General features: G+C 68.3%; 15 protein-coding genes. 11 read left to right on the top strand and 4 right to left on the bottom strand.

Annotated elements, in window-relative coordinates; all coding sequences use genetic code 11:
* The first annotated feature begins 24 nt into the window (after nt 1-24).
* Nucleotides 25-2,403: a DUF1631 family protein gene (locus ACTIEY_RS17865; protein ID WP_439520495.1), complete on the top strand. Its 2,379-nt coding sequence runs from the start codon at nt 25-27 to the stop codon at nt 2,401-2,403.
* Between the two features lie 7 nt (nt 2,404-2,410).
* On the opposite strand, the gene dprA is transcribed toward ACTIEY_RS17865, so the two are convergent.
* Nucleotides 2,411-3,514 (bottom strand): DNA-processing protein DprA, encoded by a 1,104-nt coding sequence (gene dprA / locus ACTIEY_RS17860; protein WP_439520494.1) that lies wholly within the window; start codon nt 3,512-3,514, stop codon nt 2,411-2,413.
* Nucleotides 3,515-3,522: 8 nt separating this feature from the next.
* Nucleotides 3,523-4,770, bottom strand: a complete 1,248-nt coding sequence (locus ACTIEY_RS17855) for a LysM peptidoglycan-binding domain-containing protein (protein WP_439520493.1) — start codon at nt 4,768-4,770, stop codon at nt 3,523-3,525.
* A gap of 278 nt (nt 4,771-5,048) precedes the next feature.
* Here ACTIEY_RS17855 and def point away from each other — a divergent pair, with 278 nt between their 5' ends.
* From def to ACTIEY_RS17830, 5 genes are read left to right on the top strand one after another with little or no spacing between them, the layout of a single operon-like run.
* Complete coding sequence (def, locus tag ACTIEY_RS17850; protein ID WP_439520492.1) at nt 5,049-5,570, top strand: peptide deformylase; 522 nt, start codon at nt 5,049-5,051, stop codon at nt 5,568-5,570.
* Complete coding sequence (locus ACTIEY_RS17845; protein ID WP_439520491.1) at nt 5,567-6,088, top strand: hypothetical protein; 522 nt, start codon at nt 5,567-5,569, stop codon at nt 6,086-6,088. Before def ends, ACTIEY_RS17845 begins: the two co-directional genes overlap by 4 nt.
* Before the next feature lie 31 nt (nt 6,089-6,119).
* Nucleotides 6,120-7,115 carry a methionyl-tRNA formyltransferase gene (gene fmt / locus ACTIEY_RS17840; protein WP_439520490.1) on the top strand — a complete coding sequence of 332 codons (996 nt, stop codon included), beginning with the start codon at nt 6,120-6,122 and terminating at the stop codon, nt 7,113-7,115.
* Nucleotides 7,115-7,858 carry an AzlC family ABC transporter permease gene (locus ACTIEY_RS17835; protein WP_439520489.1) on the top strand — a complete coding sequence of 248 codons (744 nt, stop codon included), beginning with the start codon at nt 7,115-7,117 and terminating at the stop codon, nt 7,856-7,858. Before fmt ends, ACTIEY_RS17835 begins: the two co-directional genes overlap by 1 nt.
* Entirely contained in the window at nt 7,851-8,186 is a 336-nt protein-coding gene (locus ACTIEY_RS17830) for an AzlD domain-containing protein (RefSeq protein WP_439520488.1), read from the top strand. The genes ACTIEY_RS17835 and ACTIEY_RS17830 overlap by 8 nt, the downstream gene beginning before the upstream one ends.
* On the opposite strand, the gene ACTIEY_RS17825 is transcribed toward ACTIEY_RS17830, so the two are convergent.
* The gene (locus tag ACTIEY_RS17825; protein WP_439520487.1) at nt 8,137-8,871 is read right to left on the bottom strand and encodes a phosphatase PAP2 family protein; all 735 of its coding nucleotides are present in this window, start codon (nt 8,869-8,871) and stop codon (nt 8,137-8,139) included. The two genes, ACTIEY_RS17830 and ACTIEY_RS17825, sit on opposite strands and share 50 nt — an antisense overlap.
* A 93-nt stretch (nt 8,872-8,964) precedes the next feature.
* On the opposite strand from ACTIEY_RS17825, the gene ACTIEY_RS17820 reads away from it, so the two are divergent.
* The 4 genes from ACTIEY_RS17820 to ACTIEY_RS17805 all read left to right on the top strand — a co-directional run bounded on the left by ACTIEY_RS17820 (nt 8,965) and on the right by ACTIEY_RS17805 (nt 14,050).
* Nucleotides 8,965-9,669, top strand: a complete 705-nt coding sequence (locus ACTIEY_RS17820; RefSeq protein ID WP_439520486.1) for a response regulator — start codon at nt 8,965-8,967, stop codon at nt 9,667-9,669.
* Entirely contained in the window at nt 9,669-11,012 is a 1,344-nt protein-coding gene (locus ACTIEY_RS17815; protein WP_439520485.1) for a sensor histidine kinase, read from the top strand. Before ACTIEY_RS17820 ends, ACTIEY_RS17815 begins: the two co-directional genes overlap by 1 nt.
* A gap of 40 nt (nt 11,013-11,052) precedes the next feature.
* Nucleotides 11,053-12,783, top strand: coding sequence for a phosphoethanolamine transferase (locus ACTIEY_RS17810; protein WP_439520484.1), 1,731 nt, complete (start codon nt 11,053-11,055; stop codon nt 12,781-12,783).
* Nucleotides 12,784-12,853: 70 nt separating this feature from the next.
* Nucleotides 12,854-14,050 (top strand): phosphoglycerate kinase, encoded by a 1,197-nt coding sequence (locus ACTIEY_RS17805; protein ID WP_439520483.1) that lies wholly within the window; start codon nt 12,854-12,856, stop codon nt 14,048-14,050.
* On the opposite strand, the gene ACTIEY_RS17800 is transcribed toward ACTIEY_RS17805, so the two are convergent.
* Nucleotides 14,041-14,478: a YbaN family protein gene (locus ACTIEY_RS17800; RefSeq protein WP_439520482.1), complete on the bottom strand. Its 438-nt coding sequence runs from the start codon at nt 14,476-14,478 to the stop codon at nt 14,041-14,043. The two genes, ACTIEY_RS17805 and ACTIEY_RS17800, sit on opposite strands and share 10 nt — an antisense overlap.
* Nucleotides 14,479-14,580: 102 nt before the next feature.
* Here ACTIEY_RS17800 and ACTIEY_RS17795 point away from each other — a divergent pair, with 102 nt between their 5' ends.
* A complete protein-coding gene (locus tag ACTIEY_RS17795; protein WP_439520481.1) occupies nt 14,581-18,147 on the top strand; it encodes an LAGLIDADG family homing endonuclease in 3,567 nt (1,188 codons plus the stop codon).
* Nucleotides 18,148-18,150 lie beyond the last annotated feature (3 nt).

Here is an 18,150-nt window from a genome sequence, read left to right as displayed (position 1 = left end):
CATTCGTGTCATACTGAACACATTGTGTCGCCACCCGATCAGCACGTTTCTTCCCTGGCCAAACAGGCACGTGAACTCTTCGTGGTTCATGTGGGGCGTGCCCTTCCCGAAATCGTCAAGGCCTGCGACACGCGCCTGACGTCGGTGCTGGACCAGGCGGGTCCGGCGCGTGAAATCCAGGCCCGGCGAGACGCCTGGACCACCTTCCAGAAAAACCAGACCACCTGGCTCAACCAGAGCCGCAAGTCGCTGCAGCGCACGCTGCTGCCCCGTTTCTCGAACTCCGGCAACCCGGTCAGCGTCTCGGGGCAGCTCGAACTCGTGGCCGAGGGCGCCATCGACGACCAGATCCTCGCCTCCCGGCTGGCCATGCAGGTGCTCGACAAGTCGTCGAGTGAACTGAACGAACTTCGGTTGCGCGTGCAGCACCTGGAGGGCCGCCAGGAACTGCCGCGGGGAGACGTGTTGCTCCCCGACGTGATCGCCCGCATTCTGGTCGACCAATGGCTCGACGCGCACATGACGCGCGAGGCCTGGACGCTGGTGCACGACGCCATGTCGCCCATCCTGGCCAGCAAGTTGCACGAGGCCTACAAGGCGGCCAATGAGTTTTTGGTTGCCAGCGGTGTGATGAAGGAAATCGACCTGCAGGCGCTGGTCAAGCGCATGCCGGGCACCCGATCGGAAGGCCCGGCGAGTGCAGCGCCCCGGCGCGACCTGCCACCGGGCATGCGGCCCGCCGGCCAGGGACCGTCGGCGCAAGGCGCCCGCCCATCTGCCAACGGCCAGGCTTCGGGCAGCGACTTCGGCGCGGGCGCCGGCCGCAGTGGCCCCCATTCGTCCGGCATGGGCGTGCACGAAGAAACCCGCATGATGACCGGCACTTCGCCACTGGCCCGTGCGCGCATGCGTGCTCAGGGCGTGGTGGGCCGGCTCAAGCGCATGCTCATGGACCGCGTCGGTGGCGACTTCGAGGCCACGCAGGTCTTGCCGCCATCGCCTGGCCTGCAGCAGGCCATGCAGCGTTCCATGGTGGCTTCCAGCAGCGCCAATGCGGGCCTGTACATCACGGGAGCCTCGGGCCCCGCGCCCGTGTATGTAGACGCTACCCACGTGGAGAAAGCCGCTACGGTGCTGCGGCAGCGAACGGTCGAGCTCAAGCAGGCCGCGAGCACGCCCACCGAGAAGGCGACCATCGAGGTGGTGGCGCTGATGTTCCAGAGCATCCTGGCCGAAGAGCGCATTCCCCCGAGCGTGCGGGTGTGGTTTGCGCGCCTGCAGATCCCGGTGCTGCGGGTCGCGCTGGCCGAGCCCGAGTTCTTCAGCGCATTGCAGCACCCGGCCCGCCGCCTGATCGACCGCATGGGCTCGTGCGTCATGGGTTTCGAGTCCAATGTCAGCTCGGCCGCACTCGAATCCGAGATCAAGCGTGTGGTGCAGGTGATCGAGCAATACCCCGAGACCGGACGCCGCGTGTTCCAGCTCGTGTTCGACGAGTTCCAGAAATTCCTCTCCACCTACCTCAGTGAGCAGGGAACGGCCAGCCGCTTCGTCAGCGTGGCGCAGCAGGTGGAGCAGAAGGAAACCCTGTCGGTGCAATACACCATCGAGCTGCGCAAGTTGCTCGACGAGGTGCCGGTGCGCGACGAAGTGCGTGACTTCCTGTTCAAGGTGTGGGTCGACGTGCTGGCCGTGGCCAGCGTGAAGTACGGCTTGCGCCACGAAGAAACCGCGGCGCTCAAGCAGGTCGCCTCCGATCTGCTGTGGGCGGCCAGCGCCAAGCCCAACCGCAACGACCGTGCACGCGTCATCCAGCAACTGCCAGGCCTGCTGCAACGCCTGCGCCAGGGCATGAGCCTGCTCGGTTTTCCGGCCGGCATGCAGGACCAGCACATCAAGTCGGTGAGCGACACGCTGGCCGATGCCTTCATGTCGCGCACCGAGGCGATTTCGCAGGAGAGCCTGGACAACCTCTCCGAACGGCTGGCCAACCTTGAAGACTACCTGCCGGCCAATGGCGTCGGCGACCTCGAACTCGACAGCGAGAGCATCGAGATGATCACCGGCGTGGATGCCGGCAACATCGAGGTGATCAACCAGGGCGGCAGCCAGCCCAACGAAGCCATGCGCGCCTGGGCCGTGGAGTTGCAGATCGGATCCTGGTTCGGCCTCGACCACAACGGCAAGCTCAACAGTGTGCAACTGGCCTGGCGCAGCGAGCGCGGCCAGCTGTACCTGTTCGTCACCAACGGAGGGCGCTGTTTCCTGGTGCAGTCCAACCGCGTGGCGGCCTACCTGCAGGCGGGCCTGCTGGTGCCGAGCGAGGAAGAAGCACTGACCGTGCGCGCCACGCGCGATGCGCTGGCCAAGCTCGACGCGAATCCGGAACGCCTCTTGAACTGAGGTCGCTTCAGCCTCGGCCGAGGCGCTGAAGCAATCCGCCGGGCAAGCGGCTCACGTCCCCTTGCAGTTCCAGTTCCAGCAGCCGCGCCTGAAGGCGGGCGGTGTCCAGCCCTGTGCGGGCTTGCAGTGCGTCCAGGCTCACCGGATCGAAGCCCATGGCGGCCAGCAGGGAGTCTTCCCCTTCGGCGTCGGTGTCCAGGTCCAGCGTCAGCTCCGCGGGGCGCGCGGGCACCAGGTGCAGGTCTTCCAGGATGTCCTGAGCCGATTCCACGAGCTTGGCCCCCTGGCGGATCAGCGCATGGCAGCCGCGCGCCTGGGGCGAATGGATCGAACCCGGAATGGCGAACACCTCACGCCCTTGCTCCAGGGCCAGGCGCGCGGTGATGAGTGAGCCCGACTGCACGGCGGCCTCCACCACCAGCGTGCCTTGCGACAGGCCGGCGATGATGCGGTTGCGCTGCGGGAAATGGGCGGCCAGCGGCGGCGTGCCGAGGGGGTACTCGCTCACGATCGCGCCTTGTGCGCCGATGCGGTGGGCCAGCGACAGGTGTCGCTTGGGGTAGACCCGGTCCAACCCGGTTCCGACCACCGCGATGGTGGGTGCGCCGGCCTGCAACGCACCCTCGTGCGCCGCGCCGTCCACCCCCAGCGCCAGACCCGAGACCACGCACACACCCGCTTCGCCGAGCGCGTGGGCAAACTGCCGCGCGTTGGCTTCGCCCTGCGGCGTGGGATTGCGGCTGCCCACCATGGCCAGCCGGCGTGGGTGGTGCAGTGCCTGCACATCGCCCTGCACGTAAAGCATCAGCGGCGGGTCAACCATCTGCAGGAGCTCGGTCGGGTAGTGCAAGTCACCGAGGGTGAGCACATGGCGGTGGGCGTCTTCGGCCAGCCAGGCCTGGAGCCGATCCACCTCGGCGTCGAGCTTGTCGGGGAGCGCGGTCAGCGCGCGCGCCGCACGCGTGCCCACCACCGATTGCCAGGCAGCGGGATCGTGCTCGAAGATGTCTTGCGGCAGGCCAAAGGCGGCGAGCAGCTTTCTTGCAGATTCGGTGCCCACGCCTGGCGTGAGCATGAGCCGCAGCCAGGCGGCCAGTTCCTCCCTCGGCATCGGCGCCCTCAGGGATTGCTGAAGCGGTCGCCCACCTTCACACCGGTGCTGATCTGCAGCACCAGCGCGTAGGACACCTTGTCGAAGGTGCGGAACACCATCATCAGGCCGTTGCGCTCACCGGGCAGGCGAATCTGCGGACGGGCCTGGTCGGTGGTGTCGGTCAGGCTGTTGGCCTCACGCTGAAGCGCCAGCACATGGCCGCGCTCCACACCGTGGGCTCGGCCCCGGTTGATGGTCACCACCTGGTTCTGCGCCGCGTAGTTCACGGCGTTGCCGTACACGGATACCACCTGGCCGTTCTGCGCGGTCTCCGGCGCGCGTGGCACGTAGTTGCTGAGTTCGCGCTCGGGTTCGGGCAGCATGCGGTCGCCCACGCGCATCTCTTCCTTGGCCGCGACGATGTCGATGGCGGCGGGGACGAGCTCGCTGGCCACCGTGCCGTTGCTGGCCGTGGTCTCGCGCCGGGTTTCGCCAGAGACGAGCTGGGCCTTGCCCACGTACTGGGCCTCGTAGCCCAGCACCTCGCCCGTGGTGGGATCCTTCAGCGGCGTGGCGTTGCGGAACACGCGGTAGTCGATCGACTTGCCGTCGACCACGGCCAGGGGTTCGCCTTGCGGGCTGTCGCCATAGAGGGCGCGCGCATAGGCGCGGTCACCGCGGCTGAGCAGCACGCGGTTCTCCTGCGTGGCCACGATGCGCGGCGCGCGCGAGAAGGTGGCCTCGTCGACGATCATGGGTTCGGTGAGGAACGACTCGATGGCTTGCAGCGAGACCGGCGGGATGGCCGATTCGCCCAGGCTCTCAAAACGGGTGCGCGGCGTCACGCGCACCGTTTCCAGGTCGCCGCTGCCGTTGGGGCGGGACGTCAGGAGGCGCGCACGGCCACCCGACTTGTCCAGGTAGAGCACCTGGCCCGGGTAGATGCGGTGCGGGTTCTGGATGTCCTGGCGGTTCATGCCCCACAACTCGGGCCAGCGCCACGGTGTCTTGAGGAAGATGCCGGAAATGGCCCAGAGGGTGTCGCCGCGCTTGATGGTGTAGCTGTCGGGCGCGTTGGGCGCCAGCTCGGACAGCGGCACACCGGCCTGGGCTACCTGGTCGGCCGTGGCGCGCTGGCCAGGGGTGATGGGGAAATTCTGGGCGGAGGCGCTGCTCACCGCCAGCAAGCCGAGCACTGCGGCCGTGGCGCAGGCCAAGGGGCGCAGCGTGCGCGTGGGACGGAAGTTGGCGGACAGGCGGGTGTTCGATGGCATGTGGTGGCCCCTGGGCGGCAACCTCCGGTGGTCGGATTGCCACCCTCCATGTGGGGCTGGCAAGCGCTCGCCGACGGTGCTCGTGTCTTGACAATTCGCATTTGATTTTGCGCCCAAGCCATTGATTAGGCAATGTAAATGGCGGTGGCATTTCACGCTCCGTCGCAAAATTGGCGAAAATAGCGACATCGTTTTCCGCTCGTCCCCGGCTGGCCGCCAGCCGTCGCCCGGCTACAGTGGAAGCCTCCATTACCCCCCGGTCCATTTCGCTCGAATTCATGAACCCGCCCTCGCTTCTGACGATCCTTCGCTACCCCGATCCTCGCCTGCACACCGTGGCCAGGCCCGTGGCCGCGGTCGACGATCGCCTGCGCACGCTGATCGGGCGCATGTTCGACACCATGTACGACGCCAACGGCATCGGCCTGGCAGCCACCCAGGTGGACGTGCACGAGCGCCTGATCGTGATCGACGTGAGTGAGTCGCGCGACCAACCCCTGGTGCTGATCAACCCGGTGATCGAATGGGCCAGCCCCGAGAAGCGCAAGGGCGAGGAGGGCTGCCTTTCCGTACCGGGCATCTACGACGGCGTGGAGCGTTCCACCGCCGTGCGGGTGCGTGCGCTTGACGCCGAGGGCGTGGAACGCGTCATCGAGGCGCAGGGCATGCTGGCCGTGTGCATCCAGCACGAGATGGACCATCTGCTGGGCAAGGTCTTTGTGGAGTACCTGTCGCCCCTGAAGCAGGGGCGCATCAAATCGAAGATGGTCAAGGCACAACGAGAGGCACTGCGCGCATGAACACTTTCCACACGACGACGATCCGCCGCACCGTGCGGGGGGCACTTTCAGGACTCGTCGTGTGGGCGCTGACCGGCTGCATGGGCATTCCGGAGCGCATCGATCCGGGTACACCGCGCGCGCAGATCGAGGAGCGCCTGGGCACCCCGACCGCCGAGTACCCGTTGCCCGATGGCCGGCGCCTGCAGTATTCCCGCCAGCCCGGAGGGCAGCAGGTCTACAACCTGGACCTGGACGCCAGCGGGCGACTGCGCCGAGTCGAGCAGGTGATGGACATCAACTGGCTGCAGCGAAACATCGCCCTGGACCGCTGGAGCCGCGCGGATGTGCTGCAGAACCTGGGGCGCCCCGCGCTCATCGAGCGCGTGGCCAGCTTTCGCGGCGATGTCTGGACCTACCGTTTCCTGGAGGCGAATTCACCCCACCAGGCGCACCTGCACATCGACCCCGAGGGCGTCGTGCGAAAGCTGATGTTCACCGATGAGGCCACGCGCGACGATCCCCCCGATCGCATGTGAAGCGCGTCCACCTCCCTTTCTCAGGCATTGCATGAAACTGGTTTTTGCCGGCACGCCGGAATTCGCGCGCGCCGCCTTGGAGCGTCTGCTGGCGGCGGGTTTCCAGGTGCCGCTGGTGCTCACACAGCCCGACCGTCCCGCCGGGCGCGGCATGAAACTGCAGGCCTCGCCCGTGAAGCAGCTGGCGCTGGAGCATGGCCTCGCGCTCGCGCAGCCGCGCAGCCTGCGGCTGGACGGCAAGTTCCCGCAGGATGCAGCCGCTGCACGCGAAGCGATCGAGGCCGCGGGAGCCGACGCGATGGTCGTGGCCGCCTACGGCCTGATCCTGCCGCAGTGGGTGCTGGACGAGATGCGCCAGCGCGGGCGCGGCCTGGGCTGCCTCAACATCCACGCTTCGCTGCTGCCGCGATGGCGGGGTGCGGCGCCCATCCACCGTGCCATCGAAGCCGGCGACGTTCAGACCGGCGTGACCATCATGCAGATGGACGCGGGCCTGGACACGGGCGACATGCTGCTGCGTGAAACCCTGCCCATCCGCGAGGACGACACCACTGGCAGCCTGCACGACCGGCTGGCAACACTCGGCGCGCGGCTCATCGTCGAGGCGCTGGAAATCGCTGCCTGCGGCGGATTGCATGCCGAGCCGCAAGCGGCCGAAGGCGTCACCTACGCGCACAAGATCGAGAAGGCCGAGGCTTCGCTGGACTGGACCTTGCCGGCCGCGTTGCTGGCGCGGCGCGTGCGCGCCTTCAACCCGTTTCCGGGCGCGCACGCCTCGCTGGGCGGGGATTCGGTGAAGGTGTGGGCGGCGCACACGGCGAGCGGCACCGGACATGAAGCGCCGGGCACGGTGCTGGCGGTGGGCGACGACGGCATCGGGGTGCAGGCCGGTGACGGCGTGCTGGTGCTGACCGAACTCCAGCGCGCTGGCGGCAAGCGGCTGCCGGCGTCTGAGTTCCTGCGCGGGTTCGGCCTGCGCGCCGGGCAGGTGTTCGATGCGGCCACGTCCTCGAAGGCGGGTGGCTGATGTTCTACCTGCGTGAACACCGCGCCCATGAGGAGTTCTGGGAGGGCGTGCGTGACCAGACCAGCGTGGCCATGGGCATTGGCGCCTGGGCCCTGATGACCGGCGTGGCCATGGTGCAGTCGGGCCTGTCGGTGCTGGAGGCGGTGCTCATGACACTGATCGTCTACGCGGGCAGCGCCCAGCTCGCCGCCGTGCCCATGATCACCGCGGGTGCGCCCATGTGGGTGATCCTGGCCGCGGCCTTCTGTGTGAACCTGCGCTTCGTGGTGTTCTCCGCCCACCTGCGGCCCTATCTCATGCACCTGCCGCGCTGGCAGCGCCTGGTCACGGGTTACGTCACCGGCGACCTGAGCTACGTGTTTTTTGCGCGCCGCTTTCCGCACGTGGGCGCCACGCCGGAAGAACTCGCGAAGCAGCAGGCCTACCTCATGGGCAACTGCGCTGTGAACTACGTGGCCTGGATGTCGATGAGCCTGCTCGGCATTGCGCTGGCCAATGCCATTCCGCTCGCCTGGGGTCTGGGATTTGCCGGCATCCTGGCGTTGCTGGGCGTGCTGTGTTCGCTGGCGTCGTCCAAGCTGCGCGTGGTGTCGGCCGGCGTGGCGGGCGCGGCGGCGGTCGCAGCCTGGGCGTTGCCGCTCAAGCTCAACATCCTGGTCGCCATCGCGAGCGCGGTGGCGATCTGCCTGGTGCTGGAGAAACTGAGGCCGCAAGAACCCGGCGCAGGGGCGCGCCATGCTTGACGTCGACCTCACGACGCTGGTCACCATCGTGCTGCTCGGTTGCATCACGGTGATCACGCGCGGCTTCTTCTTCATCTCCAGCAAGCCCTGGACGTTGCCGCACTGGGCTCAGCGCGGCCTGCAGTACGCCCCCATCGCCGCGCTGGCGGCCGTGGTGATACCCGAGATCGTGATGACGCAGGGTGAGCTGATCGCCACCTGGCGCGACGCGCGACTCTTCGCGGCGGCCGCGGGCATGGCCTGGTTCTTCTGGAAGCGCGGCGTGCTCGGCACCATCGTCACGGGGATGCTCGTGTACCTGCCGTTGCGACTCGGCCTGGGCTGGTGAGCCAGGGCCGCAGCAGCCGCCATCCCGCCAGCGAAACGGCGCTGCAGATCAGCAGCGTCCACAGGGTGTGGCTCGGCGGATGCGCGCCGCGCAACGTCTGCACCGCGCCCGCCAGCAGGCCGGCCACCACCACGCCGGCCAGCCACCGATAGCCCGGAGCCGGCTGGCGTGGCGCGCCCGAAGGTGGCGCGAGCCAGGGCAGGCACAGGGCGATGAAGCCGAACGCGCTGGAGGCATGACCGCCGGGAAAACAGCGCCCGGGGCCGCCATCGGCAACGCCCCATCGCCAGTGGGCCACGGGCTCGGCCACGCCGCCGAACAGCCGCCAGTCCCACGGACAACTGGTCAGGCTGGCGTTCTTGACCAGGTTCACCGCCAGCAACGACAGCGACACCAGCAACGCCACCACCCACCGCTCCCGCCGGCGCAGGGATGACGTCGCGGGCCACAGCGCCCAGACCCAGAGGGCGGCAAACACCAGGGTGGCGACCTGCCGCACGCCCTCGTGCAGCACGCGTTCCAGCCACCAGGCGTGTTGCAGCGGGAACCCGGTGGAGGTGCCGATGGACTGGAGCACCACGGTGTCCAGACCGCTGGTCTCCCAGAGGCCGGTGAGCACGGCCGTGATGGTCCACCACAGGGCCAGCCGACCCGGCGGTGGTGGACGTTGGGCAGTTCTTTGCATCGGCCGCAGAATGCCGTCGACGGGTTAAGTGTCCCTTAAGGCGGCCGCTCATAATCGATGGCGACCCCGATTCAACGACCCAGCTGGAGCCCGATGCGCGCACTCGTGGTGGAAGACGACCCCGGCATTGCCGGCGGCCTGCAGGCATCGATGCGCCAGGCTGGCTACGCGGTGGACCTGTGCACCACGCTGGAAGCCGCCTGGCTGGCGCTGTGCGTCGAGCCTTTCGACGTGATGGTGCTGGACCTGGGCTTGCCCGATGGCGACGGCATCGACCTGCTGGCGCGCGTGCGACGGCAGGCGGCGCCGGTGGCGGGCCGTGAGAGCTTGCCTCGCAACGACCTGCCCGTGCTCATCATGACCGCGCGCGATGGTGTCAGCGACCGCATCGGCGGACTGGACAGCGGCGCGGACGACTACATCGTCAAGCCCTTCGATGCCAACGAGCTGCTGGCCCGCCTGCGCGCCATGCTGCGGCGCGCGGGAGGCCGCAGCAACCCGGTGATCGAACACGGCGAACTGGTGGTCGACCCAGCAACGCACACCGTGCTGCGCGCAGGTCAGCCGGTGTCGCTGGGCGGCAAGGAGTTTGCCCTGCTGCTCGCCCTGCTTCAGGCGCGTCCGCAGGTGCTGTCCAAGTCGCGCCTGGAGTCGTCGCTGTACGGATTTGGCGAGGCGCTGGAGAGCAATGCCATCGAAGTCCACGTCCACCACCTGCGACGCAAACTGGGCGAGCAGCTGATCAGGACCGTGCGCGGCGTGGGCTACTTCGTGCCGCGACACGACGGTGGTGCCTGATGGCGGGTTTCCCCGCAACCACCACTCGGCAGCCCTCGTTGTGGCGCTACCTCTGGAGCTGGGTGGTCGGTGCGCTGCTGGTCGTGTGGACGACCTTGCTGCTGGTGGCCTGGTACACCGGTCATCACGAGGCCGAGGAAGTGACCGACGGTCAACTGGTGGCGGTGGCGCGCCTCTGGCTGGCCACCGTGAACGGGCCGACGCAGGCGTCTCCCACGCCCATCGGCGAGGACCGGCCGCTCGCTTATGTGCAGGATGTGGCCGTGATCCGCTGGGCCGATCGGCAGGTCGTCACAGACACCCACCGACTGGCCTCCGCGCTGGGGCTGGAGCAACCGCCCGCCGCCGGTTTCCTGCAACGGGAGCAGAACACCGCGAATGGCCGCGCGCGCTGGCGTGTCTACGTGGCCGAGCAGGGTGGTGCGCGCGTGGCGGTGCTGATGAACATGGACCAGCGGCTCGATCTCGCTCGCGACATGGCGCTCAAGCTCGCGCGCCCGGCATTGCTCATCCTGCCGCTGGTGGCGCTGCTCCTCTGGTGGGCCCTGAGGCGTGGCCTGCGCCCGCTGGACCGGCTCTCCAGCGACGTGGCGGCCCTCGATCGCATGGCCGGGCAACAGCTGGACACCACGCACCGTTTCCGCGAGTTCTCCAGCACCGTCACGGCCATCAACTCGCTGGTCGATTCCCTGCAGGCCCGCGCCCGGCGTGAGCGCGCGTTCGCGTCCGATGTGGCCCACGAGTTGCGCACGCCACTGGCCGCGCTGACCCTGCAAGCGGGCGCTGCCCAGCACGATCCGTCGCCCGAGCGGCTGGCGCAACTTGAAGCCGCTGCGCTGCGCGCCGGCCAGATCCTGGCGCAGTTGCTGGACCTGGCTCGCGCCCAGCGCGGGGGACCGCAGGGCGAGGGACCCGCCTGGCAGGCGGTGGACCTGGGTGCCGCGGCCTCCAGCCTGATCGCATCGCATGCGCCGGCCGCTTTTCAGAGTGGTCACGAACTCTCGCTCGATCAACCGGAGCAGCCCGTGACGGTGACCACACAGCCCTTGCTGCTCGAACTGGCGCTTCGCAACCTGATCGAGAACGCGTTGCGCCACACGCCAGCCGGCACGCAGGTGGCGATCCGTGTCTGGCGCACTGCCGAGGCGCTGGGGGTTTCCGTCAGCGATGACGGCCAGCGCTCGGGTGCACGCGCCCGGCCGCACGCCGATGGCCCGATGGGACTGGGCCTCGGGCTGCGACTGGTTGTGCGGATCGCCGAGGAGCTCGGTGCCACGCTCGAGCGAGACGGTGGTGATCTGCCCATGACCACGCGGTTCAGCCTGCGCTGGCCGATCACATAAGGCTGATTTAACCCGGGCCACCGATGCTCCGGTCGCCAGCATGTGCTGGTACGCCCGCGAGCTGTCGATGTCGGCCTTCCCTCTTGTTCGATTTCCCATTCCCTGGCCACGAAGCGATTCGGTGTTCCCGGAGCGCGTGCCACGCCCCGTCGTGCGGGTCTGGTCGCTGGCCGTGTGGATCGCGGTGGTGGGCAACGTGCCCCTGTGGCAACACGTCGAACTGCTGACGGTTTCGAATGCCCACCGCCTGCCATTGCTCGCGGGCCTGGGCCTCGTGCTCGTGGGGGCCCTGGCCGCCCTGCTGTCGCTGGTGGCGTGGCCGCGCGTGTTCCGCGTGGTGGCTTCCGCGCTCGTGCTGGTGAGTGCGTTCAGCAGCCACTTCATGTGGCAGTACGGCGCGGTGATCGATCCCACCATGTTCGCCAACGTGGTCCACACCGACGTGCGCGAGGTGCGCGATCTGTGGTCGGTGCAACTGCTCGCCGCCGTGCTGCTGGTGGCCGGGCCGGCGCTGTGGTGGATCTGGCGCCGGCCATTGGCCTTTCGCGGCTGGCTGCCGCAGACCGGGCGCAATCTGCTGGGCGTGGCCACCGGCGTGGCGCTCTCGGTGGCCATGGCCTTGCTCTGCTACCAGGACCTGGCCTCGCTCATGCGCAACCACAAGGACCTGCGCTACATGGTCAACCCGCTCAACACGGTGTACGCCGGTGCGCGGCTGGCCAGTGACCAGTTGCCGAGGCAGGTGACCGCGCTCAAGCCGGTGGGTGAAGACGCGAAGCTGGGCGCCAGCTACGTCCACCAGGCGCGGCCTCCCCTGCTGCTGCTGGTGGTGGGCGAGACGGCGCGTGCGCAGAATTTCGGGCTCAATGGCTACGAGCGGGCCACCACACCGGCGCTGGCGCGCTGGCGGGCCGAAGAGGGCCTGGTGAACTTCAGCCAGGCGAGCTCGTGCGGGACCAACACGCTGGTCTCCGTGCCCTGTCTCTTCTCCCCGCTCACGCGCGCGCAGGGAGGCGACCGCACGCCCGAGCACGAGAACCTGCTGGACGTGTTGCAACGCGCCGGACTCGCCGTGCTCTGGATCGACAACCAGGCCGGTTGCAAGGGGGTGTGCAACCGGGTTCCCCACGCGAGCCCTGCGGACAACCCGGTGCACGGCCTGTGCGATGGAGGCGAGTGCCTGGACCCGGCCATGCTGCAGGGCCTGGACGATCGTCTGGCTGCGCTCGACCCGGTGCGCAGCGCCCGCGGCGTGGTGGTGGTGATGCACCAGATGGGCAGCCACGGCCCCGCCTATTTCAAGCGAACACCGCCCGACCGAAAGCCCTTTCAGCCCGAGTGCCGGAGCAACACCCTGTCCGACTGCCCGCGCGAGCAACTGGTGAACGCCTACGACAACACCATCGCCTACACCGACCATTTCCTGGACCTTGCCCTGACGTGGCTCAAGACCCGCTCGGAACAGGGTGTGAACGACACGGGGCTGATCTATGTGTCCGACCACGGTGAGTCGCTGAGCGAGAACGGGCTCTACCTGCACGGCGTGCCCTACGCCATCGCGCCCACCCAGCAGACGCGGGTGCCCATGGTGTCGTGGTTCTCGCCGGGCCTGCAGGCGCGCGACGGCGTGTCGATGGATTGCGTGCGCTCCAGGTCGGATCAGCCAATCTCGCACGACCACTTCTTTCACACCGTGCTGGGCTTGATGGACGTGCAGACGAAGGCCCACGAACCGGCGCTGGACGCGCTGCTGCCCTGCAGGACGCCTTGACCGCGCCGGGTGCGTGTGGCCCTTTCTACAATGCGGCTTTCCCCTCAGCCGCACCAGCGCCCCGACCACCATGCAATTCATCCGCTTCTCCGACCTCTGCACCCAAGGCCGCGTCAAGGGCCAGCGCGTGTTCATCCGCGCCGACCTCAACGTGCCGCAGGACGATGCAGGCCACATCACCGAAGACACCCGCATCCGCGCCAGCATCCCGGCGATCCGCATGGCGCTGGAGGCCGGCGCCGCCGTGATGGTGACGAGCCACCTGGGCCGCCCCACCGAAGGCGCGTTCAAGCCCGAGGACTCGCTCGCCCCCGTGGCCGCGCGCATGGGTGAACTCATGGGCCGACCCGTTCGCTTGGTGGCCGACTGGCTGGATGGCGACTTCTCGGTCGCGCCCGGCGAGGTGGTGCTGCTGGAGAACTGCCGCGTCAACGTGGGCGAAAAGAAGAACAGCCCTGATCTGGCCAAGAAGCTCGGCGCCCTGTGCGACATCTTCGTGCACGACGCCTTTGGCACCGCACACCGCGCCGAGGGCACCACCTACGGCATCGCCGAGACCGCGCCCATTGCCTGCGCCGGCCCGTTGCTGGCCGCCGAGATGGATGCCATCGGCAAGGCACTGGCTGCGCCGAAGAGGCCCCTGGTGGCCATCGTGGCCGGCAGCAAGGTCAGCACCAAGCTGACCATCCTCAAGAGCCTGGCGGCGAACGTCGACCAGCTCATCGTGGGCGGCGGCATCGCCAACACCTTCATGCTGGCCGCCGGCCTGAAGATCGGCAAGAGCCTGGCCGAGGCCGACCTGGTCGCCGAAGCGAAAGCGGTGATCGAGGCCATGAAGGCGCGCGGCGCCGACGTGCCGATTCCGACGGATGTCGTGACCGCCAAGGCTTTCGCGGCCGATGCACCGGCCACCGTGAAGCAGGCCACCGAGGTGGCCGACGACGACCTGATCCTCGACATCGGCCCCGAGACGGCGAAGAAGCTGGCCGAGCAACTGATGAAGGCCGGCACCATCGTCTGGAACGGCCCGGTGGGCGTGTTCGAGTTCGCTGCCTTTGAAGGCGGCACCAGAGCCATCGCCGAGGCCATCGCAAAGAGCAGCGCTTTCAGCATTGCCGGGGGCGGCGACACGCTGGCCGCCATCGCGAAGTACGGCATCGAGAAGGACGTGGGTTACATCTCCACCGGCGGTGGCGCGTTCCTGGAAGTGCTGGAGGGCAAGACCCTGCCGGCGTTCGAAGTCCTCGCGCGCAGAGCTCAGGATTGATTGGCCCCCCGCGTGGGGATGCGCGCAACGACCACGACGCCGATCACGGCGGCAAGCAGCAGCACCCCCAGCACCACCGGCTGGTTCCGGAACCCCCAGGCTGACAGGCCCACCATCAACACCATGCTGACCTGCGCCACGGTCTTGGTGCGCCGGGTCAGGCTGCGGTGCGTTTCCCAGTCACGAATCATCGGCCCCATCCAGCGGTGGTTGACCAGCCAGCCGTGCAGGCGCGGTGATGCCTTGGCGTAGCAGGCCGCTGCCAGCAGGATGAAAGGCGTGGTGGGCAGGCCGGGCACCACCACACCGATGAGCCCGAGCGCCAGCGACACGCTGCCCGCAGCCCAGAGCAGAACGCGCACCGTGCGCGAACGGTGCAGGGAGGAGCCGTTCGTCGGCGGGTCCTGAGGGGGTGGCTGCGTGGGCATGGATGCGAAGGGAATGCGACGGCCCAAGCATAGCCCGGGGCTTTGCGGGCTTCCCGGAAAGGTGCACCATAGGTACCGAACGCCGCCGCGAGAAAGCCAGCCATGAAACGAGACGCCCTGAAATCCGCCCGGACCGCCATCGGCCAGCAGCCCATCACGTTGGACGTGTTGAAAGAGAAGTACCTCAAGGACGCAGAGACCAGCGAAGACGACATCTACCGCCGTGTTGCGCGCGCCTACGCCTCGGTGGAAGACGAGTCGGTGCGCGCGCAGTGGGAGCAGCGTTTCTTCGACAACCTGCGTGCGGGCGCCATTGGCGCGGGCCGCATCATGAGCGCGGCAGGCACCTCGATCCAGGCCACGCTGATCAACTGCTTCGTGCAACCCGTGGGGGACTGCATCCAGGGCGTGGACGACGGTGGTTTTCCCGCCATCTACGAAGCCCTGTGCGAAGCCGCCGAAACCATGCGCCGCGGCGGCGGAGTGGGTTACGACTTCTCGCGCATCCGGCCTCGCGGCGCGGAGGTCAAGAGCATGGCCTCGCTGGCTTCCGGCCCGTGCAGCTACATCAACGTGTTCGACCAGTCGTGCGCCACCGTGGAGAGCGCCGGCGCCCGGCGGGGTGCGCAGATGGGCGTGCTGCGCATCGACCACCCCGATGTGCTGGAATTCATCACCGCCAAGCGCACCCCGGGGCGCTGGAACAACTTCAATGTGTCGGTGGGCGTGAGCGATGCCTTCATGCGCGCGCTGGCCGACGACCAGCCCTGGGACCTGGTCCACCGCGCGCGCCCTGGCCCGGTGCTGCTGGCCGAGGGCGCACATCAGCGGGCCGACGGCCTGTGGGTCTACCGCAGCCTGTCCGCGCGAGGACTCTGGGACACGGTCATGCGCTCCACCTACGATTTCGCCGAGCCAGGCATCCTGTTTCTCGACCACATCCAGCAGGACAACAACCTGCGCTACTGCGAGACCATCGAGGCGACGAATCCGTGCGTGACGGCCGACACCTGGGTCTTGACGGAGGAAGGCCCTCGCACCGTGAGTGATCTGTTGGGGCGGCGCTTCCACGCGGTGGTGGATGGCAAGAGCTACGCGGTGCGCAGCGCGGGATTCTTCGCCACGGGTCGCAAGCCCGTATGGCGTCTGACCACGCGTGAGGGCCACGAGTTGCGCCTCACAGGCGATCACCGGGTTCGCCGGGTGGCCCGCAAGACCCGTTACGGTATAGAGCTGGACTGGACTGAGGCGGCGCGTCTGGCTCCTGGCGATGAAATCCTGATCAACGACCACCGCGCGCTGCGCGGCTGGTCGGGTGGGGGCACGCGCGCTGAGGGGTACCTTCTGGGACTGCTGATCGGCGACGGCACTCTCAAGCTTGACAAGGCCGTGCTGTCGGTCTGGGCACCCGAGTTGCGCGTGGTGGGACGGGACGCCGTGGCATTCGCCACCACCGGCGCGGCCGGCATTGTGAAGGCGGCTGAGGCGGCCGCAGCAACTCTCTCGCACCGAGCGGATTTTCGGGGCTTCCAGCGCCCTGTGGCGGGCCGGGGAGAAGCTCGCCTGGCCAGCGCCGCGTTGCGCGACCTGGCGTTTTCGCTGGGCATGGGCCCTCGCAACAAAGTGATCACGCCCGCCATGGAGCGGCAGTCCTCCGACTTCACAGAAGGCCTGCTGGGGGGTCTCTTCGATGCGGATGGCAGCGCACAGGGTTCGCAGGAAAAAGGTGTGAGCGTGCGCTTGTCGCAAAGCGATGAAGGTCTGCTCCGGACGGTGCAGCGCATGCTGCTGCGGCTGGGCATCGCGTCCCGCCTGTACCGCGAACGACGGCCCGCGGCGCTGCGCAGTCTGCCCGATGGACGAGGTGGCGCACGAGGCTACGCCACGCAGGCCCAGCATGAGCTGGTGATCAGCGGTGACAACCTGCACGTGTTCGCCGAGCGCATCGGTTTCCAGGATTCCGACAAGGCGAGCAAGCTGGAGCAGCTGCTGGCCTCCTACAAGCGAATGCCCAATCGGGAGCGCTTCGTCGCCACCGTGGACGCGTTGCTGGCGGACGGCGAAGAGACGGTCTACGACGTCACGGTGGACGACGTGCACGCCTTCGATGCCAACGGGCTGGTGGTTCACAACTGCGGCGAGCAGCCACTCCCACCCTACGGCTGCTGCGACCTGGGCCCGGTGATCCTCCCGCGCTTCGTGCGCCACCCCTTCGGCTTCGGCGGTCTGCCGGCCTTCGACTTCGAGGCTTTCGAGGCCGCCGTGGCGGTGCAGGTGCGGGCGCTCGACAACGTGCTGGACGTCACCTTCTGGCCGCTGCCGCAGCAGCGCGAGGAATCGGCGGCGAAGCGGCGCATCGGCGTGGGCTTCACCGGCATGGGCAATGCGCTGGCCATGCTGTGCCTTCGCTACGACCGCGCCGAGGGCCGCGCCATGGCAGCGAAGATCGCCGAACGGCTGCGCGATGCGGCGTATGCGGCGTCGGTGGCGCTGGCAAAGGAAAAAGGAGCGTTTCCGAAATTCGACGCCGACGGCTACCTGGCCCCAGGCAGCTTTGCCAGCCGCCTGCCGACGGCCTTGCAGGACGACATCCGCGCGCACGGCATCCGCAACAGCCACCTGCTGTCGATTGCGCCCACCGGCACGGTCAGCCTGGCGTTTGCCGACAACGCGTCCAACGGCATCGAGCCGCCGTTCTCGTGGACCTACCGGCGCAAGAAGCGCGAGGCCGATGGCAGCACCACCGACTACCTGGTGGAAGACCACGCGTGGCGGCTGTACCGCGAGCTCGGTGGCGATGTGGCGCAGCTGCCTGAGTATTTCGTGAACGCGCTGTCGATGCCAGCGTCGGACCACCTGGCCATGATGGAGGCGGTGCAGCCCTTCGTGGACACCGCGATCTCCAAGACCGTGAACGTGCCGGCCGACTACCCGTACGACGACTTCAAGGGCCTGTACCAGCAGGCGTGGCGCGCGAAGCTCAAGGGCCTGGCCACCTACCGGCCCAACCTGATCCTCGGTTCGGTGCTCGACACCGGCGCCACGCCAGAGGCCGCACCTGCCGTGAACTCCACGGTCGACCCGATGCGCACGGTGATCGAGAGCCGGCCCAAGGGTGCATTGCCGGCGGTGGCCGACAAGATCGAGTACTGGACGCAGGAGGGCCATCAGACGCTCTACCTGGTGGTGTCGTTCCTGCCGGTGCCGACGGCCGACGGCACCGGCACCGTGGAACGCGCGATCGAATTCTTCATGCCGGTGGGACAGAGTGGCGAGTCGCAGCAGTGGGTGACGTCCAGCATGCGCCTGCTCTCGCTGGCCGCGCGCGGTGGTTTCCTCGAGCGTGCCCTGCGCGACATGCGCAAGGTGGTGTGGGACCGCGGTCCGGTACGCATGGGCACGCACGAGAAGGCCGACGGCACGCGCGTGCCGATGTGGCACGACTCGGTGGTCGCGGCGATCGCCTATGGCGTGCAGACCCTGATCGCGCAACGGGCCGGCGTGATGTCAGCCGCGGTGCCGGCGTCTGTTTCCGAGCCGGCGGTGGAGGCGACCACGCCGGGAGTGATGCCCGGCAGGAAGTGCAGCGAGTGCGGCGCGCACGCCGTCATCCGCAAGGACGGCTGCGACCACTGCACCCAGTGCGGCCACCTGGGCTCGTGCGGCTGAACG

The organism is Hydrogenophaga sp., from assembly GCF_051858985.1.
GTDB lineage: Bacteria > Pseudomonadota > Gammaproteobacteria > Burkholderiales > Burkholderiaceae_C > Hydrogenophaga.
Note: the sequence above shows the minus strand (reverse complement) of the source record. Positions and strands in the feature narration are given on the sequence as shown.